At 65.8% G+C, this 24,409-nt stretch carries 22 protein-coding genes; 11 read left to right on the top strand and 11 right to left on the bottom strand.

All coding sequences use genetic code 11. From position 1 onward, the window contains the following. Positions 1–82 precede the first annotated feature (82 nt). A complete protein-coding gene (locus tag IU459_RS29280) occupies positions 83–514 on the top strand; it encodes a tautomerase family protein (protein ID WP_195132820.1) in 432 nt (143 codons plus the stop codon). 220 nt (positions 515–734) lie between these two features. Further along, positions 735–1,490: a glutamine amidotransferase gene (locus IU459_RS29275; protein ID WP_324199075.1), complete on the top strand. Its 756-nt coding sequence runs from the start codon at positions 735–737 to the stop codon at positions 1,488–1,490. Positions 1,491–1,577: 87 nt separating this feature from the next. On the opposite strand, the gene IU459_RS29270 is transcribed toward IU459_RS29275, so the two are convergent. The 8 genes from IU459_RS29270 to dpgA form a co-directional block, all read right to left on the bottom strand. Next, positions 1,578–2,492, bottom strand: a complete 915-nt coding sequence (locus IU459_RS29270; RefSeq protein WP_195132818.1) for a D-alanyl-D-alanine carboxypeptidase family protein — start codon at positions 2,490–2,492, stop codon at positions 1,578–1,580. Positions 2,493–2,588: 96 nt separating this feature from the next. Continuing rightward, positions 2,589–6,428 carry a type I polyketide synthase gene (locus IU459_RS29265; RefSeq protein ID WP_228838693.1) on the bottom strand — a complete coding sequence of 1,280 codons (3,840 nt, stop codon included), beginning with the start codon at positions 6,426–6,428 and terminating at the stop codon, positions 2,589–2,591. Positions 6,429–6,445: 17 nt separating this feature from the next. Beyond that, complete coding sequence (locus IU459_RS29260; protein ID WP_195132816.1) at positions 6,446–7,492, bottom strand: ketoacyl-ACP synthase III family protein; 1,047 nt, start codon at positions 7,490–7,492, stop codon at positions 6,446–6,448. Positions 7,493–7,514: 22 nt separating this feature from the next. Continuing rightward, positions 7,515–9,326 (bottom strand): thiamine pyrophosphate-binding protein, encoded by a 1,812-nt coding sequence (locus tag IU459_RS29255; RefSeq protein ID WP_195132815.1) that lies wholly within the window; start codon positions 9,324–9,326, stop codon positions 7,515–7,517. Between the two features lie 7 nt (positions 9,327–9,333). Then, positions 9,334–10,143 (bottom strand): enoyl-CoA-hydratase DpgD, encoded by an 810-nt coding sequence (gene dpgD, locus IU459_RS29250; protein WP_195132814.1) that lies wholly within the window; start codon positions 10,141–10,143, stop codon positions 9,334–9,336. Continuing rightward, positions 10,140–11,456: a (3,5-dihydroxyphenyl)acetyl-CoA 1,2-dioxygenase DpgC gene (dpgC, locus tag IU459_RS29245; protein WP_195132813.1), complete on the bottom strand. Its 1,317-nt coding sequence runs from the start codon at positions 11,454–11,456 to the stop codon at positions 10,140–10,142. The genes dpgD and dpgC overlap by 4 nt, the downstream gene beginning before the upstream one ends. Further along, positions 11,453–12,154 (bottom strand): enoyl-CoA-hydratase DpgB, encoded by a 702-nt coding sequence (dpgB, locus tag IU459_RS29240; protein ID WP_324199074.1) that lies wholly within the window; start codon positions 12,152–12,154, stop codon positions 11,453–11,455. Before dpgB ends, dpgC begins: the two co-directional genes overlap by 4 nt. Positions 12,155–12,193: 39 nt before the next feature. Then, a complete protein-coding gene (gene dpgA / locus IU459_RS29235; RefSeq protein WP_228838692.1) occupies positions 12,194–13,255 on the bottom strand; it encodes a 3,5-dihydroxyphenylacetyl-CoA synthase DpgA in 1,062 nt (353 codons plus the stop codon). Between the two features lie 642 nt (positions 13,256–13,897). Between dpgA and IU459_RS29230 the strand changes: the two genes are divergently transcribed. The 3 genes from IU459_RS29230 to IU459_RS29220 are packed head-to-tail and all read left to right on the top strand — an operon-like array spanning position 13,898 to position 16,634. Then, positions 13,898–14,890 carry a hypothetical protein gene (locus IU459_RS29230; RefSeq protein WP_195132811.1) on the top strand — a complete coding sequence of 331 codons (993 nt, stop codon included), beginning with the start codon at positions 13,898–13,900 and terminating at the stop codon, positions 14,888–14,890. Continuing rightward, positions 14,887–16,032 (top strand): sensor histidine kinase, encoded by a 1,146-nt coding sequence (locus IU459_RS29225; RefSeq protein ID WP_195132810.1) that lies wholly within the window; start codon positions 14,887–14,889, stop codon positions 16,030–16,032. Before IU459_RS29230 ends, IU459_RS29225 begins: the two co-directional genes overlap by 4 nt. After that, entirely contained in the window at positions 16,029–16,634 is a 606-nt protein-coding gene (locus tag IU459_RS29220) for a response regulator transcription factor (protein WP_195132809.1), read from the top strand. Before IU459_RS29225 ends, IU459_RS29220 begins: the two co-directional genes overlap by 4 nt. A 212-nt stretch (positions 16,635–16,846) precedes the next feature. On the opposite strand, the gene IU459_RS29215 is transcribed toward IU459_RS29220, so the two are convergent. Further along, positions 16,847–17,662 carry an alpha/beta hydrolase gene (locus IU459_RS29215; RefSeq protein WP_195132808.1) on the bottom strand — a complete coding sequence of 272 codons (816 nt, stop codon included), beginning with the start codon at positions 17,660–17,662 and terminating at the stop codon, positions 16,847–16,849. Positions 17,663–17,832: 170 nt separating this feature from the next. On the opposite strand from IU459_RS29215, the gene IU459_RS29210 reads away from it, so the two are divergent. From IU459_RS29210 to IU459_RS29195, 4 genes are all read left to right on the top strand, one after another. Then, entirely contained in the window at positions 17,833–18,096 is a 264-nt protein-coding gene (locus IU459_RS29210) for a hypothetical protein (RefSeq protein ID WP_195132807.1), read from the top strand. A 124-nt stretch (positions 18,097–18,220) separates the two neighbouring features. Further along, positions 18,221–21,022: an AAA domain-containing protein gene (locus IU459_RS29205; protein ID WP_195132806.1), complete on the top strand. Its 2,802-nt coding sequence runs from the start codon at positions 18,221–18,223 to the stop codon at positions 21,020–21,022. Between the two features lie 39 nt (positions 21,023–21,061). Beyond that, positions 21,062–21,439 (top strand): alpha/beta hydrolase, encoded by a 378-nt coding sequence (locus tag IU459_RS29200; protein ID WP_195132805.1) that lies wholly within the window; start codon positions 21,062–21,064, stop codon positions 21,437–21,439. 162 nt (positions 21,440–21,601) lie between these two features. Further along, positions 21,602–22,195, top strand: a complete 594-nt coding sequence (locus tag IU459_RS29195; protein WP_195132804.1) for a hypothetical protein — start codon at positions 21,602–21,604, stop codon at positions 22,193–22,195. Between the two features lie 138 nt (positions 22,196–22,333). On the opposite strand, the gene IU459_RS29190 is transcribed toward IU459_RS29195, so the two are convergent. Beyond that, positions 22,334–22,618, bottom strand: coding sequence for a hypothetical protein (locus IU459_RS29190; RefSeq protein ID WP_228838691.1), 285 nt, complete (start codon positions 22,616–22,618; stop codon positions 22,334–22,336). A gap of 31 nt (positions 22,619–22,649) precedes the next feature. After that, complete coding sequence (locus IU459_RS29185) at positions 22,650–22,847, bottom strand: hypothetical protein (RefSeq protein ID WP_195132802.1); 198 nt, start codon at positions 22,845–22,847, stop codon at positions 22,650–22,652. Positions 22,848–23,097: 250 nt separating this feature from the next. On the opposite strand from IU459_RS29185, the gene IU459_RS29180 reads away from it, so the two are divergent. Then, the gene (locus tag IU459_RS29180; protein ID WP_195132801.1) at positions 23,098–24,024 is read left to right on the top strand and encodes a helix-turn-helix domain-containing protein; all 927 of its coding nucleotides are present in this window, start codon (positions 23,098–23,100) and stop codon (positions 24,022–24,024) included. After that, positions 24,014–24,220, top strand: a complete 207-nt coding sequence (locus tag IU459_RS29175; RefSeq protein WP_195132800.1) for a DUF397 domain-containing protein — start codon at positions 24,014–24,016, stop codon at positions 24,218–24,220. Before IU459_RS29180 ends, IU459_RS29175 begins: the two co-directional genes overlap by 11 nt. Positions 24,221–24,409 lie beyond the last annotated feature (189 nt).

The following is a 24,409-nucleotide window of genomic DNA, read 5'->3' as shown; positions in this document are numbered from 1 at the left end:
GACCCCAGTCTAGTGGGTTGATTCATTGAACTTACAGGGGTAGCTTCGGTTCATCGACAGAGTTCAATGAAAGGACTAACCGATGCCGTTCGTGGAGTTGTTTGTTCCCAAGGGGTCGCTCGACGAAGCGCGCCGCGCGAAGATCGGCGGACGACTGGTGTCCGAGGTGATGGTGGCCGAGGGCGCCCCGGACACCGAGGCGGCCAGATCCATCTCCTGGCTGGTGGTCAACGAGATCGACGCGTGGTTCGTGGGCGGTCGGCAATTGCCTGCCGGAGAGAAGCCGAAATACGTGGTACGAGTCGGAGTTCCGGCCGGCTCGATGAACGACGACAAGCGCAAGGACATCGTGGAGCGAGTCACCCGGGTGCTCGCGGACGCCGATGACGATCCCACGCGATTCACCCAGCCCGCGACCGCGTGGGTGCACATCAATGAGATTCCGGAGGGCAACTGGGGAGCGAGCGGCCGGATCGTGCGGATCGAAGACATCGCCGCACTGACGGCGAACTGACAGGCGTCCGATTCGGCCGCCTACCGTGCACGCCGGATTATGACCGACCGGTAGCGAAGGGCCCAATTCAGCACTCGCCGCCGGTCGGCCACCGCGCTGGATATGAAGCAGCCGCCGCGGGCCGTCGGCAGGCGTAGCGACGATAGGTGCCCCTTCGACCCCCCCGCGACGGGACGCATTTCCCGCCAGGACCGAGGATGGTCCGTTAACATCCATGCACGTGAGCGCGTCCAAGCCCTACCTGCTCTTGCAGCTGCGGCCCGAGCGCGAGGCCGCGGACGACGAGTACCGTGCCGTGCTGCGCTTTTCCCAGCTCGATACCGACGAGCTGGTGCGAATACACATGGACCAGGCATTGCCCGATATCGATCTGGCCAATTTCTCGGCAGTCATCGTCGGTGGCGGACCGAGCAATGTCGGTTATCCCGCCGACCAGAAATACGATTATCAACAACGGTTCGAGCCGAAACTGAGGCAGCTGGTCACCGAGGTCGTCGCGATGGATTTCCCATATTTCGGCGCCTGCTATGGATTGAGCATCCTGGCCGACGTATTGGGTGGCGAAGTGAGCGATCGACGATACGCTGAGACAGCAGGCGCGCAAACGATGATCCTGACCGACGAAGGCTGCAAAGACCCGCTGCTGAGCGACATTCCGCGTTCGTTCCGGGCGTTCGTCGGACACAAGGAAGCCTGCCAAGAGGTGCCGCCGGGCGCGGAACTGCTGGCCGAGTCGTCCGGTTGCCCGGTACAGATGATCCGCGTCGGGCAGAATATCTACGCAACCCAGTTCCATCCCGAATTGGACAGCCAGGGATTGGCGCTCCGCATCGAAACCTACCGCGACGCCGGTTATTTCGACCCTGCCGAGGCCGCGTACCTGACTGCCCTCGGCCACCAGGAATCGGTCCCCGTTCCCGGGGAGATCCTGCGCCGGTTCGTCGCCCGGTACCGAAAGGACATCGAGGGGCGATAGCGGGAGAACAGCCTGTCCCCTCGGCTCCTCCACGATCTCGGCGCCGAGATCCTCGGCTGGCCTGCAGGCAGGCTGCCGCATGCAGTGCTAGCTGATCGGCAGCAGGCTCAGGATCGGGTTGTAGGCCCAGTTCAGCATGCGCTGGGCGTCGTGCTTTGCGGCGGCGTCGCTGTGGGGTGAGCTGTGCAGGACCACACCGATGAGCGGTATTCCTGCCCTGACCGTTTCGAACAGCAGGCAGGTTCCCGCGGCGTCGGTGTATCCGGTTTTGATGCCGATGGCGCCGGGATAGTCGTGCAGTAGCTGGTTGGTGGTTTGCCAGAGGTGACCGCGGTTGCCCGGTCCGGCGGGCAGGTGGTAGCTCTGCGAGCTGACGATGTCGCGGAACACCGGCAGGCTCATCGCGCGCAGGCCGAGGGCCACCAGGTCCGCGGGTGTGGAGTAGGTGGAGTGGTCGGTGGGGGCGGGCAGTCCGCTGGGGTCGGTGAAATGTGTTCCGGCCAGGCCCATGTGACGGGCGGTGTCGTTCATTGTGGCGATGAAGCCGTCTTGGCCGGGCCCGTAGGCCTCGGCAAGGGTATAGGCGGCGTCACAGCCTGACGGCAGCAACATCGCGTACAGGAGTTGTCGCGCGGTGAGCACCTCGCCGGGGACCAGGCCTGCGTTGCTTCCGTTGTAGGTGGTGCAGTAGGCGATGATTTCTTGCGGCACAGTAATAGTCCGGTCGAGGTCGCCGGCGTTGATCACGACCAGGGCCGTCATCACCTTCGCGATGCTGGCTATCGGAACCGGAATGTCCGGCTGTCGCGACCACAGCAGCGTGCCGGTGATTCCTTCTGCCAGAGCTGCCCCGGGCGCCTGCACGCCGTCCGGCTCAGCAGTCAGCCAGGGCAACTGAATACGGGCGTCGCTCGAGGCCGGGGCGGCCGCGACACCATGACCGACTGCCACGACCAGCGCCGCGACTACGACAGCCTGCAACAATCTGGCAAATGTCCGCATTGGCCACATTCTGCCGTTCGCTCCCGCCTGAGAGCGGGATTTCACGGACCTGATTTTCCGTGCCGCTCCGGCAATAGCCAGCAATCAGCTAACCAACTACGACTGGCTGCCGGACAGCATTTCCGTCAGGTGGTCGGCGATCGCGACGACAGTCGGCTGCTGCCAGAAGACGGTGGCCTGCAGCTTGTGGCCGAACCGTTTTTCCAGTTTCTTGCGGATCGTCACGGTCATGACGGAGTCGAGGCCCTGTTCGAGCAGCGGTCGGCGCGGATGCAGGTCGCTCGCTGCGGGCAACCGCATTTCGGCCGCGATCGTGCCGGTCACTTCCTCCGAGATCACCTCGCGCAACCGCTCCGGCGTCAGGTCGGTAAGCGACAGCCTGGACGTGGTGGCAGCGCCCGCCGCCGGATCGTCATCGACCGGGCGATCGATGACCGGGTACGCCATGCCTGTCACACGAGCCACCACCGTGCCGTCGGCGTCGGCGACGAGCCCGTCGACGATGTCGGCGCGGCCCTTATCCAACGCGACTTCGATTAGTGCCTGTTGTGGCGGTGTGCCCGCGGTTGTCACATTGTCGATCCGGACAACCATGCGCAATGCCGGGTCACCGGCGAAAACCGCAGGCGCGATGGACATTACAGCGTCGAGCAGCGGCGCCCAGGTGGCTGCACCCCCAGCCGCCACGGTCACCCGCGTCCGCACCACATCGACCCCGTACTGCAGTTCCTCGACCGTCCAGTCGAACCCGGTTTCCGGCACTCCGACAGCGGCCAGCCGCTGGTGGACGAGCTGCGGATCGACCGGCAGTAGTCGTTGCGCCGCAGCGTCGCCCAGACTCCTGGGCAGGGGAGTCCGCGCATCCTCCGGGACCGTCGCTGCCTGTGCATGGATCAGCCACGAGGGGTCTTCCTCCGGATCTTCGGCCGGTGTTCGCGAAGCGATCCGCAGTTCACCCCGATCCGGGTCACCGACGACCTGGATCTCGCGCGTGCCGTCGGTGAGCAGCGGGTGGCGCATCTCGACGGCGGTGAGTTCGACCTGGTCTCCGATCAGGCCGCTGGCCTGCCGGAACGTCTCGACAAGCACTGCGGCGGGGACGATTTCGGCACCGTTCAGCGCGTGGCTGCCGGGGTATGGACGGTTGTCGTCCTCCAGCACCGAGCGCCAGACACGCAGCTCGCTGCCCGCGATGCTGCTCGGCGTGCCGAGCAGGGTGTGCGAGTCGATGTCGTGGCCAGGGCCAGGCACCCGCCCTGCCGGCGAAGGCGCGTGCCACAGTTGGCGTCCTTGCCAGGCGTATCCGGGCAATCCGACCAGCTCTCCGGATGGCTGCAACCTGGTCCAGTCGACCGGAATCCCACGGCAGTGCACGGCGCCGAGGGCTGCCAGGAACGTCTGCCGCTCGGGCAGTTCACGGCGCAGCGTCGTGCCCACGAACGTATCCTCGACATCGCTCTCGCCAATTGTCTCGCGGATCGAATGCGCCACGACAGGGTGTGGCGAGATCTCCAGGAAGTCGCGGAAACCATCCGCCAGCGCGGCCTCGACCGCCCCGGCCAGTCGCACCGGGTTACGCAGGTTCGCGACCCAGTAGTGTCCGTCCGCCGCCGGTTCGGACCGGGCGTCGGGCAGCGCCGTCGAGTACATCCGCACGGAATGCGGCCGATAGGTCAGCGTTGCGCTCGCCGTGGCCAGGTCGGCGAGCAGCGGGTCCATGTGCGGGCTGTGGAAGGCGACATCGGACGCGACCCGGCGGACGCCGATGCCCTCGGCGGGCCAGCGCTCGATCACCTCCTCGATCGCGGCGGGATCTCCGGAAAGTACGCACTGCAGCGGCGAGGACGCGATCGCCGCGACCATATCTGTTCGGCCGGAGAGCCGCTCGGCCGCCTCGTCCAGCGGCATCGTCGCCATCACCATGGCACCCTGGCCCGACACGCGGCGCAGCAGGATCGAGCGGCGGCAGATCAGCCGGGCGCCGTCGGCGAGTGACAGCGCTCCGCTGGCGACCGCGGCGGCGATCTCGCCGACCGAGTGGCCGATGACGGCGGAGGGCGTCACGCCGTAGGACCGCCACACCTCGGCCAGGCCGACCTGCATCACGAAGATCATTGTCTGGATCCGGTCCACGCCGTCGACTTCGTCGTCGATAAGGACCTGCCGCGGCGAGAACCCGATCTCCTCGTCGAAGATCGGCTCGATCGCGTCGACGACGGCCGCGAACTCCGGCACAGCCAACAGGTCTCGGCCCATGCCACGCCATTGCGAGCCGTGCCCGGAAAAGACCCACACCAGTCCCTTGCCGGGCTCGGCGGCGGAGACTCCGGTTACCACGCCCGGATCCGGCCGCTCGGCCGCCAGCTCGCGCAACCGCGCGACCAACTCGTTCTCATCACCGGCCACGACGGCCGCGTTCCGGTCGAGGCGCGACCGGCGCATGGCCAGGGTGTGCCCGACCGACTCGAGTGACACGTGGCCTGCTCTCTCGGTCAGCCAGTCCGCAAGCCGATCGGCGTATGCCCGCAGGGCGGCATCGGATCCCGCGGAGAGTGGGAACAGCCGGCCGATCTCGCCATCGGGCTCGGCGGCGGGCGCATCCGCCGATTCGGGTGCCTGCTCCAGCACTACATGCGCGACGGTGCCGCCGTACCCGAAGCCGGACACCCCGGCACGGCGCGGACCGCTGCGAGCCGGCCACGGCATGTGCTCGGTGACCAGCTGGATCTCACCTCGGTCCCATGGGATTTCCGGGTTGAGCTCGGTCACCAGGGGCGAGCGCGGAATTTCCGCCCGGTGCAAGGCCAGCACGGTCTTGATGACGCTCGCGACTCCGGCGGCCCCTTCGAGATGACCGATGTTCGACTTGACCGAACCGATCAGGCAGGGCTCGCCGGGCGGGCGGCCTGATCCGTACACCGCGGCCAGTGCCTGCGCCTCCATCGGGTCACCGAGCCGAGTGCCGGTACCGTGTGCCTCGACGAAATCGACGCTGGCCGGATCGATACCCGCGTGCGCGCAGGCTCGCTGCATGACATGCGTCTGGGCCTCGCCACACGGCGCCATGATTCCGTTGGTCCGGCCGTCCTGGTTGACCGAACTGCCCCGCACGACCGCGAGCACCTGGTCGCCGTCGCGTTGTGCGTCGGCGAGCCTGCGCAGCACCACGACGCCGCACCCCTCACCGCGCCCGTAGCCATCGGCGGCGGCGTCGAACGCCTTGCTGCGCCCGTCCGGTGCGAGGGCGCCCGCCGCGTTCAGCGTGAGCGTCTGTCCCGGGGTCACAACCAGGTTGACCCCGCCGACGATGGCCACCTCGCACTCCCCATTGCGCAGACTCTGTGTGGCCAGGTGCAGGGCAACCAGCGACGCCGAGCACGCGGTGTCCACCGCGACGCTCGGGCCGCGCAGATCGAACGAGTGCGAGATACGGTTGGCCACCGCACAGGTCGCCGCCCCGATGCCGGTCCATGCCTCGATGCTCGCGAGATCCTCCAGCATCAGTGCGCCGTAGTCGCCGGTGCAGACACCGACGAACACTCCGGTGTCGCTGCCGGCCAGCTCGCGCGGCGGGAGCCCGGCCTGCTCCAGCGCCTCCCAGGTGACCTCGAGCAGCAGCCGCTGCTGCGGGTCCATCAGCGAGGCCTCGCGGGGCGAGATGCCGAAGAACTCCGCGTCGAATCGGTCTATGTCGCGCAAGAAGCTGCCGCGGGTGACGGTGTGCCGCAAGGCGGTCGCGAACTGCGGGGTGTGCTGCCGGTACCGAGCCCAGCGCTCGTCCGGTATCTCACCGTAGGTGTCCCGGCCCGCGGCGAGTAGGCGCCAGAAGTCCTCCGGTGATCCGACATCGCCGGGGAACCGGCAGCCGATGCCGACCACCGCCACGGGCTCGGCGCCGGCACGCTGGAAATCGTCGGTGTTCGGTCGATGCGACATGTCGTTCTCACTCCTCGTCATTCGGTCCACCCCGGCTCGCGCAGCACTTTGATGACGGCGGCGGACAACAGAACCCCGGGCGCCGAGCCGAACAGCAACAGGTACTGCCCCGCGCCGAGTTGTCCGGTCGTGACCAGGTGCTCGAAGGACAGAATTTGGTCACTGGCCGAGCAGTGGCCGATCATCCGCCCGAAGTCCCAGGTCGACTTCTCCATCGGCAGCCCGAGCGGCACCATGCAGCGCTGCTCGGTGGCTTCGCGCGAGCAGTTCAAGAACGCCACCCGGGCGATGTCGTCGAGGCCGATACCGGCCTCGTCGAGCGCCTGGCCGACCACCACCGGGATCTCCTCGCGCACCCTGGCCATGGCGGCTCCGAGTGGCGATTCGGGAGCGGCCGCGACCTTGGCGGTGATTTCCTGCAGGCGGGCGAAGAAATCGGGAGACTGCCCGAGCGAAACACCGGGCGGGAAAAGTGGTTCGCTGGCCCGATGTATCTCTTCCGCCTCGGGAATCGAGGTGGAGCACACCGACAACAGCTGGGCGAACCCGTCCGTCTTGGTGAGCACCACCGCCGAGGCGGCATCGCCCGCGATGAACAGCGCCGACATCCGCCAGCGGTCCATCAGGGGCGTGCCGAAATTGTCCGCGGCAACCAGCAGTGCGCTGCGCCGGTCCGAATCCGCGCGGAGGTATTCGACGGCCATCGACAGTGCGGAGAACATTCCGTTACAGCCCTGCCGGATCTCCAATGCCGGTATCGGGCCGACGAGATGCCGCTGGAGATACGGGTGCGGCAGCCAGCCTTCCGGCCCTTGCAGCCAGGTACTCGCGTACAGCAGCAGATCGAATTCGTCCGCGGCCAGGCCCGACCGCTTGACCGCGGTCTCCGCGGCCCGTAGCGCCATTTCCGGTGCGGGTATCGGGCCGGCAACCGCCGCACCGCCGAGCTCGTGCATCTCGGCGGTTTCGGCCGGGTACAGGCCTTGTGCCACCGCCTGCTCGGCGGTGACCGTCGCGGGCAAGAACGAGCCGAGCGCGGCGATAAAAGTGTCGGGTGTACGCATCAGTGTCTCCTCGGGTTCGCTCTCACGGAGGGCCGATTTGGCGCAGCTTTTCGACGAGGTCGAGGTCCACACCGGGCTTTTCGGCCAGAAGTACATCCACGGTGGGCGGTTTGTCGGGCGCGCCGGGATCGGTACGAATATCGATGACGTACGGCTTGCCGTTCGCAATCACCTTGAATCCGCGTTCGATCGCCCTGCGCAGTTTGCTCGCGTCGGTGACCACATCGCTGCCGATATCGAATGTCTTGGCGATCGCCGCGAAATCCTGTGGGGGATCGCCAAGGCTCAGGTAGGAGGGCGGGTTCGTCGGCTTCCAACCGTAGACCTTCTCGATCAGGCCCAGGCCGATCATCAGGGACGTGTATTGGGAGTCGTTCACGACGAGGTACAGCACGGGCAGGTCGAACTTGCTGGTGGTCCACCAGGAGTTGGTGTGAAACAAAGCAGAGCCGTCGCCGATGATGTTTACGACGAAACGCTCCTGCTGCAGAGCCAGGGAAATTCCGATCGAGGCAGGAAGGGAGAATCCCAGTGAGCCGCCCGAGGTGCAGAAGTAGGCGTCCGGTGAATCGTAGTGTATCGCCTTCTGGATGACGCTGCCGATCGAGAATGCCTCGTTCAGAACGGTAATCGGCTTGTCCAGGGTCTTCTGCACTTCCGCGAGGACGAATGCGACCTGATGACCGGGTATCGGCGCTTCGCTCTCGAGGCGCCGGAATTTGTCGGCTTTGGTGGAGAATGATTCGTCGCGTTGTGCGCCGAGCCGCAGGAGCTTCTTGTTCCGGGTTTCGGCTGAGGTCCTGTCGAAGCGGGCGTGGTCGGCGATGCCGGAGATGATCAGCGGCAGCGTCTTCTTGATGTCGCCGAGGACACCGACCTCGGAGTAGTAGTTCTTGCCGATCTGCCACGGATCGTTGTGCAACGCGACCTGGATCAGGTGCGCCGGAATGATCGGGCCCTTCTCCCAGCGGAAGACCGATATCTGCGCGTGTGAATTCACTCCGATGAGAAATATGGTGTCGAATCCCTCCAGCTGCATGTGAATGCCGTCCTGGATCGGCAGCAACTCGCCCTGCCAGTGCGGTAGGTCGTTCGGATAGTTCATCCGGCTCGCTTGGAACTCGGAATACACGGCGGAACCGAGCAGATTCGCGAGCCGTTCGATTTCCGGCCACGCACCGGCCTCGCCGACGCCGTCGCCGACCAGGAGGACCGGATTCTTCGCGTTCGCGAGCGTGTCGACCGCCGCGGAGACGCCTGCAGGGTCGCCGGTGACGGCGTGCGCGATTCGAGTCGTGCGGGCTTCCTCCTGCAAGGTGGGTTGCTCGATCAGGAAGTTCCACGGAATGGAGAGGAAGACCGGGCGGAACGGAGGGGAGAGCAGTTCTTTGAAGGCGCGCTGCATCACGATGGGTATCTCGTCGGCATCCCGGACCTCGTGCGCCCACTTCGCATACTGCCCCGCGGTGCGGACCAGATCGGAGCCGAGCAGTGGCTCCTGGATCAACAGGTCACTGTGTTGCTGACCGCACAGGACGAGTACCGGGATATTCGACGTATACGCATTGAAAAGGTTCCCGGTGATATTGGCCGCACCCGGCGTGATGTGTACCAGCGCGACACCGGGCCGCCCGGATGCCCGTGCGTACCCCATCGCGGCACCCATGGCGATGTTTTCGTGCAGACACGGAATATAGTCGACCTCGTACTCCGGAATCGTGGTTGCGTCGATCAACGGGATTTCTTGCGTGCCGGGGACGCCGAAGATGTATTCGACTCCGGCGTCGCGGAGGTAGTCGAATACGACATCGCGGCCGAGCTCAGGTGAATTCATTCTGCTCCTATCGTCCGGTCCAGTTCGGGGCTCTTTTTTCGGCGAAGGCCCGGGGGCCCTCCTCGGCGTCGGTGGAGTCGGCCCTGATGCGCTCCCACCGGTATTCGGCAGCGAAGGCAGCGGGTAACGGCATCGAGATCGACGCAGCGGCGGACTCCTTGATCGCGCGAATCGACAACGGCGCGCAGGCGAGAACGTCGGCGGCCCAGCGTTCCACGCACGAATCGAGGTCGGTCTCGGGTACCACGTCGTTGACCAGACCGAGTTCGAAGGCACGCGCGGCAGTCATGGTGCGTCCGGTCAGCAGGTGCCCCATCGCGATCCGATACGGCGCCTGGCGGGGCAGCCGAAAGACGCCACCCGCGCCCGGTATGAGGCCCAATTTGGCCTCGGTGAGACCGAATTGGGCGTCCGCGGAAGCGACGACGATGTCGCAGGCCAGTGCGAGCTCGAAGCCGCCACCGAGCGCGTACCCGGACACTTTCGCGATGATCGGTTTGGCGAACGAGAACCGCTCGGTGATGCGCGGGAATCCCGGCTTTCCGGCGCTGCCGAACGACGATCGGGCCGAGCCGTTGTCGATTCGTTCGACAAGTTCCTCGAGGTCCTGACCGACCGAGAATGCCTTTTTCCCCGCCCCGCTCAGGACGACCAGCCAGATGTTGTCGTCGGTTTCGATGTCGTCCCAGACCCGCGCCAGCTCGGCGTGCATGGCGAGATTCATCGCGTTGAGCACGTGCGGTCGATTCAGCTGCACGGTGGCGATACGTCCGTGCTTGCGGTAGTCGACCGTGCACAGGTCCATGGCGGTGGTCATCGGCTGGCCGACTGCTGGAATCGTCCGGTCTTGGCCATCACGTCGGCGGAGTAGAGGCGCATGGCCTGGTGACGCGAGAACTCCGACAGGTAGCGGCGGAAAACATCCTGCGGCTCTTCGGCGCCGACCAGCATATGCTTGTTCGCGACGACTGCGGGTGACGCGAGTCTTGTTGCGGCTTCCGCGATCTCGCGATCCATGGCGGCCGGCTCGACCACCGTGTCGAGGACGAAACGGGCGTCCGGGTCGGTCGCCCAGAGCTTGCGGCCCCACAGGATGACGTCCCGGGACAACCGGAAGTTCGACGACCGCCCCAGACGCAGGTTCGCCGCGCCCGGGATGATGCCCTCCTGTGCGGCGGGAAGACTGATATAGCTGTCGGTGCCGGCGATCACACGGTCGAAGACCATGAGCAGCTGTGCCCCGCCACCGATCGCGAAGGAGTCGACGGCCGCTATCCAGGGCTTGCAGGCCGGGCCGCCGGGCCACGCGGTGTCTTCTTCGGCGAGTCCACGCAGGATCTTCGCGATGTAGCCGGTCTCCCGACGTAGCAGGAAGTCGAGGAACGAGATCTTGCCCTGGTGCAGGTGCGCGAGGTTGATTCCGGCACTGAAGACTCGTCTGCCGCGGTAGCGCGGATGGTCCATGACACCGCCGCGGACGACGCCGACGTGCGACATAGGATCCAGCAGCACCAGGTCGACCGCGGTTTCCATGTCGGCGACGTGCTGGTTGTCCTCGGCGTTGAGGCAAGCCGTGTTGGTGATCGTGATCGTCGACGTGGCACCACTGCGCGCCAGGTGTACGGCCGGCAGAGTGATCGCACCTGTGGACCGGAACTCGGGGAGCAGGTCGGTGGCACGAGTCGTCGGGGCGCGCATCTCGTCGAGGAGATGGTTGCCGGCCACCGGATCCGCGAACACGGCGTGGAAGAAGATCCCCTGATCGATCTCCCAGCCCTCCTTCTCCGGCTGCGCCACCTCGGCGTCGGCGCCCAACTGCTCCGGATCCGGGAGCAGACCGGGAAACAGCTCGGTCGTGGCCGCACCGAGCTCCGACAGTCGTAGACCACGCCGGAGGTCGTCGGTTGCCGCACGGTAAACCGTGCTCAGGTGCCGGCGCAGGAACTCCCGGCGCAGTCGGCGAAGATCCCGGTGCGCCGTGGCGGCACGTGCCGCGGCGATGTCGTCGCGGGCTCGAACCGAGCCGAGCGCGCGTAGCAGTGCGGCGTGTTCACGTGCGGCCGTGTGTAACTCCACCCGATCCAGGTCGAGGTCGCCGGTGATCGAGCTGGTGCCGGCGGCGGTGGTCATGATGCGGCCCGCTCGCGTCGTAGCGTTCGGTCGGATGCGGCCAGATGCGCGCCGAGCGCATCTTCGAACCGGGTTGTCGCTGCGTCCAGCACGAGGCGTCGGCGAATCGCGATCTCGGATCCGACAGAGGATTCGAAAATCGCGAGGCCGGTGGCGACCGCGTCGGTTTCGGCACCGGGTTCGGCTACCGCGTCGACCACGCTGCAGGCCCGAGCCAGCTCGGCCGACAGCGCTCTTCCCTGTACCGCCAGCTCACGTGCCCGGCCGATACCGACCTGCGCCGCAAGCCGATACACCCCCATCGCGGGCCAGACTCCGGCGTCCGTCGACGCGAACGAGAAGGTCGTGCCCGCTTGCATGATCCGGTAGTCGGCGACGAGGAGCAGCTCGGCGGCGGGTCCGTAGGCATCGCCGTCGACGACGGCGATGATCGGCGCCGGCGCTCGCTCGAGGCGGCGCAACACACCTTCCCATTTGCCCACATCACCAACGGTGACCCGACCGGGCCAGGCGAACCGCTGACCGGTCCGCGCCCCGACGATACGCAGGACGACACAGGTTCCTGACGTCGCCGAGGCGTCCTCGGCCGCCACCGCCGCTGCCACCACCGACGTGGTGAGATCCGGCGAAAGCCCGGTATTCGCCGCTACGTCGGTGATGAACATTTGCAATTCGTCTTCGCGCGGATTGACAGTCACGAGTTGCCTTTCGTCGTGGAAGTTTTCACGATTTGCTGCTCAGAACTGCAACAGCGCGGTTTCGATCTGTGAGCCGGGGCCCATCGTCATGAAGACGCCGTATTCTCCGCGCGCCACACGACCCTCGGCGAGAAGTCGTTGATACGAGAACAGGAACGATCCACTCGACAGATTTCCGTAATCCCGCATGACGCTGACGGTGTGCCGCAGATCGTGATTCGTCAGACCAAGGTTTATTTTCACCGCGTCGATCACCTTCTTACCGCCGGAATGCACGATCCAGTGAGTGATCTCCTTGCGCCGCAGCCCGGCTTCGCCGAGCAGCCGGTCGACGACCGTCTCCACGTGCGCACCGACCTCGTAGGGGACCTCTTTGTCGAGGTAGAAGCTGAACTTTCCGGCCTCGTCGTCCCAGTCATAGCGCATGGCATCCACGGCGTGGGTAATCATGTAGCTGTGCAGGCCCAACAGCCGCGGCGTCGGACACCCCGCGGGCTGTCCGGGACGAGCGTGTGCTGCGTCGGTGCTGACTGCCACCGCGGCCGCGCCGTCGCCGAACAGGCTGTTGACCACTGCTGTCCGCATTGTTCCGTCGTATACGTATGCCGCCGAACATGATTCGGCACATACCAGGACCGCTAGCTTGCCCGGATTCGTGGTCGCCCACGCGGCTGCGGCGGTCAACCCGTTCAGCCCGGCGTTGCATCCCATTCCGACGACATCCAACCGCGCGGTCCGCGGCGACAACCCGAGCTCGTTGATCAACAGCGCACTGAATCCAGGCGTGAGGAACCCTGTCGTCGTCACCGCGACGAGGTAGTCGACCTCGTGCGGATATCTGCCGATTCCGGTGAGACACTCGCGAATTGCCGCCGCTCCGGTCGTCACCCCGTGGCGCCGATGCTTTTGCAGCAACTCGCCCTGCGTCTCGGACCTGAAGTTTCCTTCGTCGTCAACGGGCGGCAACGTAAGATAACGGCTTTCGATACCGCCGTTGAGGAAGATGCCGCGGATCTTCGGGTCGTCGATTGCCAGCAGGTCGATCAGTTCGCGCTGACTGTACCTCGTCGGCGGGTTGGCGGTCGCCACGCCCAGCAACATCGGAACTGCTTGTCCTGCAACGGAGTTGCTCCCGTGTCCGCGCGACCGAGCGAATCTGGCTTGCTCGATGGTGGTCATCAACGACGTCCGATCTATCGCTGCGGGCACCGCGCGCGGCGCCAGTTACGGCTTTCCGCAGCGCAATCGGGCGAAGAACGATGTCCTCGTAACATGTCTGCTCCCTCCCAAGAGCAACTTCGAGCGGCGCACTGCTGACTGTGCGCCCAGAAAGGCTGTTGTTGTTGCCTGATTTGTCCACCCGAGGGTCTCCGCTCCGAGAGAGCCGGCACGCGGAGACCCGAAATCAATTTCAAGCTACGGCCCGAATTTCAAGCTACGGACTGATCGATGCTTGTGCGAGCCCCCAGTGCCGGGGGCAAGCCGAACCATACGTCCCTCGTTGGACCCACGGACTCGACGATCGCATCCCGGTCCGGAAGGTCACCAGAGGTGTATGTCGACAGCGTTCGATGATTAATATCATGGGTGAACGTCCACATTCGTCACTCGTGGACTATCCGCAATTGGGGAACACTCACGGGGGTGGTAGCGGTCACGTTGGAGCGTGCGCCGGCACAGAGCGCGGCCCGACTCGAGGGGGGCGGAGCCGCACCGGGGGCATTGGGGCGTCTACCTGCACGCATGCCGCGCGACATCGTGGATGTCGCCGCGACAGGTACAGTCGTGGCCGCGCTGTCGCTCGCGTTGTTGGCCCTGCTCGCGACGGTGACCAGCAGTGGCGCCGACCCGAGGTCCAATGTCGGCGTGACCGCCGTTCTGCTGACCGTGTGTCTGCCGATCTATCTGCGGCACATAGTCTTTGCTATGCGTGCCGCCATACCGCGTGGAGCGTCATTGACGTTGGCGGTACTGGCCGCGCTAGTGCTCGGCGCGACGCCCGTGCTCGGGGTTCCCTGGTTGAACACCCTGCACGTCGTCGCCGTAGTCGTCGTCCTGACGCTGCGGCCGATCCTCGCGCTGCCGATCTCGCTGATCCTCGTCGCTGCCACGGCGCCGTCGGCGCTGCTGCTCGGCGCGTCCGAGCAGGACGCGGTGTGGTTGTCGGTGACGACCGGAATGCGAGTCATCGCGGTATACACGCTGGTCTGGATGGTCGTCGCCCTGCGAAGGCTGCGTGGTGCCGGGGCGGCCCTCGCCGAGCGGGCAGTCGCGAGGGAACGACTGCGCATTGATCGTGAACTGGCGCGGACGGTGCAACGAGCGCTCGTGGAAATCACCGCCTCCGCGAGTCGTGCGGAAGAGTTCACCGCCCACGGAGATCGCGCATCGGCTCGCACCGAGCTCGAAGCTCTGGTCGATGTCTCGCGTCGCGGTCTGTCCGAGGCCCGCCAACTGATCCGCGGTTTCCAGCATCCGGCGTTCCATCATGAGATCGCCTCTGCGTCGGCACTTCTCACCGCTGCGGGGATCGAAGCCCGGTTCGAGCTTCCCGCCACCGGGCTGCCGGAGCAGGCAGACGAATCGCTCCGCGCCGCTCTGCGCTCCGTGCTGGCGCGGCTGCTTCGCGACGGGGCGGACGGGTCGGTGGTGCTCGCCGTTGGTCAGGTCGACGGTGGCTGGGTGCTCGAGTGCCATGTCGAGACGCTCGTACCGAGCCCAGGGAGCAGCGCATGACCGATGCATCGCGACCCCTCGTCGGACCCTGGCTGGTGACGGTCCGGCACGCACGGGTGCTCCTGATCGGAACCACCTGTGCAACAGGCGCTTTGGCACCGTCGCGGGCGCCCGCGCAAGGCCCCGATCAGTTCGGCGTCGCCGTTCTGTTGTGGGTTGTCGCGGCCGCTGTGGTCCTGGTCCACCTTCGCCATGCGTTCGGCACGATCCCGAACGAACGCCCACGCTTGTGGCCGGTGACGTTCCTGCTGCTGACCGGGCTCGTATACTTTCCGATGACCTGGTTTCCGGTGGCGTGGGGCATCAGCCAGGTGTTCTTCATCGCCTCGGCCGCAATGCTGTTCCGTGGGTGGGTCCGGCTCATCCTGGTGACGGTGCCGATCATCGGAACCGCGGTGGGCAATCTGGTCGGCTCCGACCGTGCCGACAGGTGGCTGATCACTGCGGACGTCATCGAGGTGGTGGTCGTGTTCACCGTGCTCTCCGCGTGCCTCATCGGCGTGACGCTGCTGGTACGCGCCGTGGACCAGCTCGACCGAACCCGCACCGACCTGGCCGAGCAGGCGGCCGAGCGCGAGCGGCTCCGGGTATCCCGAGATCTGCACGACCTGCTCGGTCAAAGTCTCTCGGCAGTGTCGCTGAAAGGTGACCTGGCTGCCGCGTTGCTGGCGAGCGACCCCGGCGCGGCGAAATCGGAGATTCAAGGCGTCGCCACGCTCGCTCGCGACACCCTCCAGGCGATGCGCCGGGTAACACTCGGCGAACACACCGTTTCGCTGAAGGCCGAGGCCGAGGGGGCCGCCGCACTCCTTTCCGCCGTCGGCATCGACACCCACCACCACATCGACCTGCCACAGCTCACGCCCGAAGTAGATGACGCGCTCGCATGGGGAACCCGCGAAGGCGTCACCAATGTGCTACGGCACAGTGCCGCGCGCACCTGCTCGATTGTCGCCGGCCGTGACGACGGCATGGTCTTTCTGGAAATCGTCAACGACGGCGCGCAGAAGAAGACCGGCGCGGGCAATGGCCTGTCCGGTCTCGCGGAGCGTGCCGCGGCGCTGTCGGGTACCTTGTCCGCGCAACAGAGCAGGGACGGCAGATTCCGGCTGCGCATCGAAATACCGGAGGTGACACGATGATTCGAGTGTTGGTCGCCGAAGACATGCACATGATCCGCGGCGCGCTGGTGGCGTTGCTCTCCCGCGAGGACGACATGGACGTGGTCGCAGAACTCGATCGCGGCGATCGTATCGTCGACGAAATCCTGCGCACGCGACCTGATGTCGCACTGCTTGATATCGACATGCCAGGCCTCGACGGCCTCAGCGCCGCCAAACGTGTCCACGAACATGTTCCCCAGTGCCGGGTGCTCATCTTGACCGGGCTCAGTCAACCGGGGTACCTACTGCGCGCCTTGCAGGCGCATGTGCGCGGCTTCGTCGTCAAAGACGCACCGGCACAGACGCTCGCCGACAGCATCCGTAAGGTCGTCGCCGGTGAGCGAGTGATCGATGCGGACCTGGTCGCCGCGGCCCTCGAAACCGGCACCAGTCCCCTCACCACCCGCGAGGCCGACGTGCTCCGGGCCGCCGAGACCGGGATCAGCACCGACGAAATCGGGCGATCGCTGTTCCTCTCGTCCGCGACCGTGCGCAACTACCTATCGAATGCGATCGCCAAAATCGGCGGCCGCAATCGTATCGATGCGATCCGTATCGCCCGGAACGCGGGCTGGCTGTAGCGGAACTGCGAAACCCGTGTCGTGGTGAAAGCCGGGACCGAGTCGCAACGTTCGATGACGTCGCCACTCCGTCCCGGCCGCCGCCACAACAACGGGGAGGTTCCGGACCGCCCTCTGGACGAGCAAGTGCGTCACGAACGCGGAGATGACCGAGCAGACAGGCCCACTACCAGCGGCGACGCCGATTGCATATCGAAAATGCGGCTGGAGTACTAGGAGCTGCCTGCTGCGGCGGTGATGGTCGCGACGACCTCATCCGGGTGTGACACCGGCGAGGCGTGCGAGGATTTCACCTCGCTGATTCGTGCCTGCATGCGGTCAGCCTGGAACCGTTGCGATGCAGGCGGAAAGGTCAGGTCATCGGTCGAAATCAGGTACCAGCACGGCACCTTGGCCCACGACGGTTCCCCGCTCGGCTCGGTGTTCGCGGCGACGGAGGTCGGGCGCTGGCTGGCCGCGAGCCGTGCCGCGACATCGGCGCTGACATCCTGCGCGAAAACCGCACCGAACTGCTCCGGTGCCATCGTCACCTCCGCCCCGTTCTCGGTGGGCTGGATCCGCAGCGCCGTTTCGATCTTGCTGCCCGGATAACGAGCGGGATCGCTGAGGGCCAGCACCGTTTCCCCGCTCTCCGGTGCGAAGCCCGCCACGAATACCTCGGCCTTGATGTTCGGGCGGTGGATATTGCTGATCACCGCACCGCCGTAGGAGTGCCCGACGAGGACGACCGGTCCGGTTATCTCTTCGATAGCTCTGGTGACGGCGGCCGCGTCCGCTGCGGGGCCCCGCAGCGGATTGTCGGGCTGAACCACCTCATAGCCCTGACCGCGCAGGTTTTTCGCGACGGTGTCCCAGCTGGAGCTGTCCGAGAAAGAGCCGTGGACCAGAACAATCGTGGGCTTTGGGGCCGCGTCGGTCGCGGCTGGTTCCGAGGTGGACTCGGTGTCGCTGCCGCATCCGGTAGTTGCCAGCATGGCGGTCGCGACGAGAGCCGTGGCGACATTTCGGAGTCGGACGAGCATCTGCATGGCGTTCCAATCTCGTGTAGATGAGCGCTGCCCGGTTTCAGTGGGCCTGTGAGGTCGGTGCCCTTCCACGTGCTGTCGAAGTCCCCCGTGAGCGCCCAATGGTCGATGACACTGCCGACTGTCGCAGCCGGGGCCGACGGCGTGGTAGATACGGATGTGTGCGGTGGCCGATGGCGAATGTCATTGCCGAACGCATCCACCACCGGGGTGAACGCCGCGGCATGGTCGGAGAAACCGGAGCTCTACAGGCCTTGCTGACGTCGCGCAGGGTGTTCCCGATCGGCGCCGAGCGCAGGGCCACTCGCGAGCTGGCGCGGCTGGGGGAGATGCGCAGGCCGTGTGGACGGTTTGGCTTCACTGACGAATGCGCCGGGTTGGTGGTGCGGGCCGGCTACCCGACCCGCCGCCGCAGATCTACTTTGAGCCGCGAATAGTCCTCCCGCACAATGTGTTTCAGCGGTAGTCTGGGCGCTGCGTGAACGTCGATCCGCTGGCGCTGGCCGGAGCGGCGTGGAAATCGAGCACCGCACGCTGCGGTTGCGAAAAAAAGGGGGGTCGATGCTCGATCCGCGGGTTGTCGCGGTCGTCATCCGTCGCAAGGAGGACTCGTTCCCGGAGGACAAGACCCTGGAGATCACCGAATACGAACCGCGATCGGAGCGGGTCCGGGTGCGGTTCGGCAGGTCCAAGGACTACGCGTTCGGGTGGGAGCGAGTGACGGTTCTCGACCGGCCTGCGCGAGTGCCGCTGGGGCGGCACGCGCTGTTGTTCGTCGACGGATCCCCGCAGGACGCGACCGAGGCCTACCTGTTCACCGGACCGCCGGAGGCCGGATCGTGGTGGCATATGCACAGTAAGGGCGAATGGAGCGCCTACAGCGCGGATCGGGTGGAGGTGCTGCCGAATGCTGCCATCACCCCCGGCTCCCGAGATGTGCTGAAGTACTGGCATAAGGTGGCGGAGAAACTGACCGGCGATTCCGGCGTACTGCTCCGAAACCACCAGAACCTGAGCTTCATTCACCCCGAAAGCGCGTTGACCCGAATTCTCGAGCAGGCGCCGGTCGAGCCCCGCCCGGACGACGAGATACCGCTGCCGGTGTACCCGTTCCGCACCAACATCAGCCAGAGCGATGCGGTGCTCAATGCGCTGCGGTATCCCATCTCGGTTATCGACGGCCCGCCCGGAACCGGGAAGACGCAGACAATCCTCAACATCATCGCCTCGGTCATCTGCCGACCTGGCGCGACGGTGGGGGTGGTGTCGTTCAGCAACTCCGCCGTCGACAACGTCTTCGAGAAGCTGACCAAGGAAGGCTTCGGGATGGTGGCGGCCAATCTGGGGCGCGCCGAGAAGCGGCAGGAGTTCTTCGACAGCCAGGGCCAACGCAACGCGGCGGTCGATGCGATGCTGCGCGCCGGTCCCGCACCTGACGCTGGTGCCGCGGACCAACTCGTCAAGGTGAACCGGCGCCTGGCCGCGCTACTGGAACAGGATCGTCTGCGCGCACAGTTGCGCCACCAGCTGCACGCATACCGGCTGGAACAAAAGCATTTCCAGTCGTTCTTCGACCGCCACGAGGTACCGGACGCCGACGACCTGCCGCTGCTGCGCCGCTACAGTGCGGGCAAACTGCTCGATTTCATCGCCGACACCGATCCGCGCTGGATCCGCGACAGTGGCTGGGGGCGGCTGGTTGACATGATGAATCGCTACTTCAAGTACCGGGCGCTGCGCCACGTCGACGCCGGCGACATCGACGTCGTGCTGCGAATTCAGCGCCTGTATTACGAGAAGAAGATCGCCGAACTCGAGCGGCAGGCCGAGCAACTGACCAGAACGCTGGAGCGCAAGAATTTCGACGCGCTGCTGACCGACCAGGCGCGGCTGTCCCAGCAGCTGCTGCGTGACGCGCTGCGCACCCGGTACGGCTCGCTGTCCCGCATGGTCTACACGTCACGGTATCGGCAGAACTTCGGACAGTTCACCCACGACTACCCGCTGATCCTGAGCACTTGCCATTCGCTCCAGAACAGCATCGGACGCTCGGCCCTACTGGACTACCTGATCATCGATGAAGCATCACAGGTGGACCTGGTGACGGTGAGCCCGGCACTGGCATGTGCACGGAATGTCATCGTGGTCGGCGACCTGGAACAGCTGCCGCCGGTCACGAAGGAGCTCACCGACCCTCCTCCGGCACCCGATCCGGTCTTCGATTACCGGCGTAGCATCCTGTCCTCGGTCATCGAACGGTACAACGATCAGTTGCCTCGGCGGATGCTGCGTGAACACTATCGGTGCGATCCGGACATCATCGAGTTCTGCAACCGGAAGTTCTACGACGGCCAGTTGATTCCGTATACGCGCAGCACACCGGGGGTCGCCCCGATGACAGTGGTGCGGACCGCTCCCGGCAACCACATGCGCCGGACCTACGGTGACGACGACCCGAAGTCGAAGGGGCGCAGCAACCAGCGCGAGATCGACGTGATCCGGCACGAGGTCATCCCGTGGATATCCGCCGATATCCCGGCGCACGAGGTGGGGGTCACCACTCCGTATCGCCGTCAGGCCGACAAGGCGACGGATGCCCTGATCGAGGCCATCGAGTCCGACACCGTGCACCGATTCCAAGGAAGAGAGAAAGACGCGGTCGTCATGACCACGGTGCTCGACGACACCCCCAGCAGCCGGGCAGCATTGAAGTTCGCCGACGATCCCAAATTGATCAATGTGGCCGTGTCCCGGGCGATGCGCTTGTTCATCCTGGTGACACATCCTTCCGGGCTGCCGGAGAGCCGGCACCTGCGCGATCTGATCGGCTACATCCGGTACCGGGACCCGGACAACGCGGTCGTCGACAGCGATGTGGTGTCGATCTTCGACCTGCTGTACACCGACTACAGGCAGCGGCGGCGTGCGCACCCGCGTATCGGGTGGGGGCGTACCGAGTGGCCTTCGGAGGACATCGCCCTGACGATGCTGGAGGGAGTGCTCGCCGAACCCCGCTACGGCCACCTCGCGACACACCGGCAGGTCTACCTGCAAAATGTGTTCCCGCGCAGTCTGGACCGGCTCGACGATCGCCAGCGCGAGTTCGTCCGGCGCCGATCGTCGTTCGACTTCGTCATCTACAACCGCATCACCAACGAGAACGTCGGCGCCATCGAGGTGGACGGCCACAGCACCCATGAAGCGAACCCGGAGCAGCTCGCCCGCGACGCGTTGAAGAACGAGATCTGCCGGCGCTACGACTTCGAGCTGCTGCGCCTGCCGACCACCGGAAGCGGCGAAGCCGCCGAGGTCCGCAGGTTCCTCGACCGGCTGCCTCGAGACGCGAACGCAGCCGGCGCGTAGTCACGTCCGACCGCCGATTCGCCGCCGCTGTCGGAATCGGTGCGCGCGGCCGTGCGCGGACTGGCCGGATACCGGCAGTTGTCACCGCCCGCCGTCCACCGGATGAACCTCAACTACGTCGGCAACAAGGACCTGTTGAACAGCGGCGCCTTCCCCGGCGGTCGCGACCTCACCGGCCTGCCGCCGGCTCTGATGCTCGACGCCGACCACGACACCCTTCGCGCCTCGGGGGAGTCCTTCGCCGCCGAACTCGCCGCCGCCGGGGTCCCGGTGTCGTACACCGTGGTGCCGCGTTCCTGGCACGGATACTTGAATCGAGCACATCTCAACGGATTCCGGCTCGCACTCGATGCGATGACAGCGTGGCTGAATGCGCGGGACTCGGCCGTGGCCGCGGGCGCGCCGCGGCCACGCTAGCTCGGGCCGGTTCACTCTCGGCAGGGCCGATCGACGACGACCGGTGACCTTGTTCTCTGGCCGGGGCTCGCATACGCCTGATGGACTCGATACGCGCAGGCATGTACGACAAGAAGGTGCGATGACGACTGATTCGCAAGCGTCGGACGGGACGGGAGCACCGTGAACCCGGCGCTGTACTATCTGGCGTTCATCGCGGTGGTGTTCGCGGTGAACCTCATGCCCGCGTTCGGTCCGCCCGGCGCGTTGGTGGTGGTGCTTCTCGGGTTGAATTGGCACCTGGAGCCGGTCGCCGTGGTCATCCTCGGCGCCTTCTCTTCGGGCGCCGGTCGCTACCTGCTGGCGGTCGCCACCAACCGGGTCCGCGACCACCTCAGCGAGCGTCGCAAGGCCTCTCTGGAGGCCGCCAACCAGTACGTCACCGGCCACACCGGGCGTTCTCTCGCCGGACTCGCCGTATTCGTGGTGTCGCCGTTGCCGTCCGCGCAGATGTTCGAAGCTGCCGGGTTGATGGGCGTGCGATTGCTCCCGATAACCCTCGCGCATATCGCGGGCAGACTCGTCAGTTATTCGTTCTACGTCACGGCTACCACCGTCGCCGAGCGGCAACTCAGTGACACGTTCCTCGATTCGTTCACTTCACCTCTCGGAATAGCGATTCAGATCGCGCTTCTCGCTGCTGTCGTACTATTCGCCCGAATAGACTGGCTGAAGTATCTGCCGAAGGCGGGGGGACCACGTGGGCGGGAACCGTGAGTCGAGGACGCGGGCGAACGCCACAGGATGATGCGAGAAGTATTTCATCCTGACGCTCGGCTGCCTCGACCCGCAAACGCAGCCGGAGGATCGCCGCGTTCCGCTCGGATCACGGCGACCTGAGTTCTCGGAACCGCATCACTCCGGAGGTACGCGCTCCGCCGGTTCGTCGGGCGCGTGCCACCGCGTCAGCACCCGGGAGCCCACCGCGAACTCTTCGGCATCGCGCAGTGCCCGGCCCGCGGCGAGGTCCAGTTCGAACGAGTCCTCGGCGTGGCCGGTCGTCGCCGCGATCATCCGTCGGGCGGTGGACCGGATCGCCGACTTGTCGCCGGTCACCGTCCAGCGATCCACGGCAGGCACATGGATGAGCCAACGCGGGCCGCAGCAGTACACTTCGACGTAGTACCGGCGCACGGTCACGGCCTCCGCGCTCGGACGGGACGACGCCGGGTCACTCGGTCCATGACAGGGCTTCGGTGAGGGTCACCGGAGGCGGGGGAGGGGTCGGCACCCCGCCTCCGGGACGTTCGGGTGCGGCGGCCCACTGCCGCAGCGCGGCCGCGTAGCGCTCGAGCACGGGCAGCGGCACGCCCTTGTAGGAGGCGCGCGGCCGGGGGAACGGAACGCGTTGCGGTAGTGCGTTGGTCATGTGTCCTCCGCTGGTCGAATGGCGGCGAACGGGGTGTCTCGCCGCGCCGATCACGCGGTCAGTGGAGCACCGGACGCGGGCCGCGTTGACCTTCCCGCGGAAATTCGGGATGGAAAGTGGCAAAAGCCCTGGACACCTTCCAGCGACCCTGCACAATGTCCTCCAGAAGGGCGAAATATGGCCTTCCACAATAACTTTCGGAACATTCCAGTCAGCGGGTGTGGATATTCCACAGAAGGGAGCAAACAGCATGGGGGAGAGCGATACGAGCGCCGGTATTCGGCAGCTCAAAGCCGATATTCGCGGGACCGGGGGCGTTCCACACCGCAGCCTCGGCCGCTGCCTGCGCGGGATGAGGCAGGAGGCGGGACTGTCCATCGAAGTGGCGGCGCGGGCAATCGGGCGCGGGGCTGGAACGCTGCACCGCTTGGAAACCGGTGCGCCGAACGTGATCGTGCGCGACGAAGACCTGCGGCGGCTGTGCAAGCTGTATCAGCGGGTGGACATGCTGCCGGTGTTGAAATCGCTCGCGGCGCAGGGAAGGACGCCGTCATGGTTGGACGAGTTTCCCGATCAGGTGAATCCGACGTTCAACGCCTACATTCAGATGGAGGCGGCGGCCTCCCATCTCACGAGTTACCGTCCCGATCTGCTGCCCGGAATATTTCAGATCCCCGAGTATGCGCGTGCGCTCGACCGGGTGTACTTCCCGATGGATACCGCCGAGGAGATCGAGCGTCGTGTCCGGGTGCGGCGCAACCGGCAAGCGCTGATCACCCGCGATATCGCGCCGCTGAATGCGGTGCTGTTGCTGGACGAAGCGATAACCAGGCGAGTGGTCGGCGGCCCTCGCGTCATGTCAATGCAGCTGCGGCACCTGGCGGACCTGCCGCCGAACGTTCGCGTTCAAGTGCTTCCATTCGGGGCGGGGTACCCACTGGGGACCTCCACCGGACCGTTCACGATTCTGGACTTTGCGGCAGACAATGACGGGCGGGCGCTGGAGCCACCGGTGGTCTACGTCCAGAGCTATACCGGTGATATCTATCTGGAGCGACCGAGCACGGTTCGCCGCTATCGAGCTGCAATCGAGGTCATGCAGCGGGTAGCGTTGGACGTGCCGAGTAGCAAACGCCTGCTGCGGCAGGTAGCGAAGGAGTTCGACTGTGTCCGTTGACCTATCCGGAGCGCGCTGGTTCAAGAGCACTCGTAGTTCCGCCGGTAGTGACTGCGTCGAGATCGCGCATCTGGACGGTGGGCGTGTGGGGGTTCGTGACTCGAAGAATCCTCACGGTGGGGTGTTGGTGTTCATGCCGTCGGAGTGGGATGCGTTTTTGTCGGGCGCGCGGGACGGGGAGTTCGACAGGCCCTGAGCCGATCGCTCCTACGTGGTAGGGGAATTCCGAGAAGCCAGTCGGCGCGAGCCGTGCCGACTGGACCGGTGTGCGTCGGTTCGGCAGCGTGCAGCCATCGAGACTCGGCCATCGGCTCGAGTGACCTGGCCGCCGCCACCGCCGACCGACACGGGACCTCGATCATGACCTGTTCGTGCGACACCGCGT

Origin of the sequence: Nocardia amamiensis (assembly GCF_015477605.1) — a bacterium.
Lineage (GTDB): Bacteria > Actinomycetota > Actinomycetes > Mycobacteriales > Mycobacteriaceae > Nocardia > Nocardia amamiensis_A.
The sequence above is the reverse complement of the archived record's forward strand: the minus strand, read 5'-3'. Positions and strand labels throughout refer to the sequence as shown.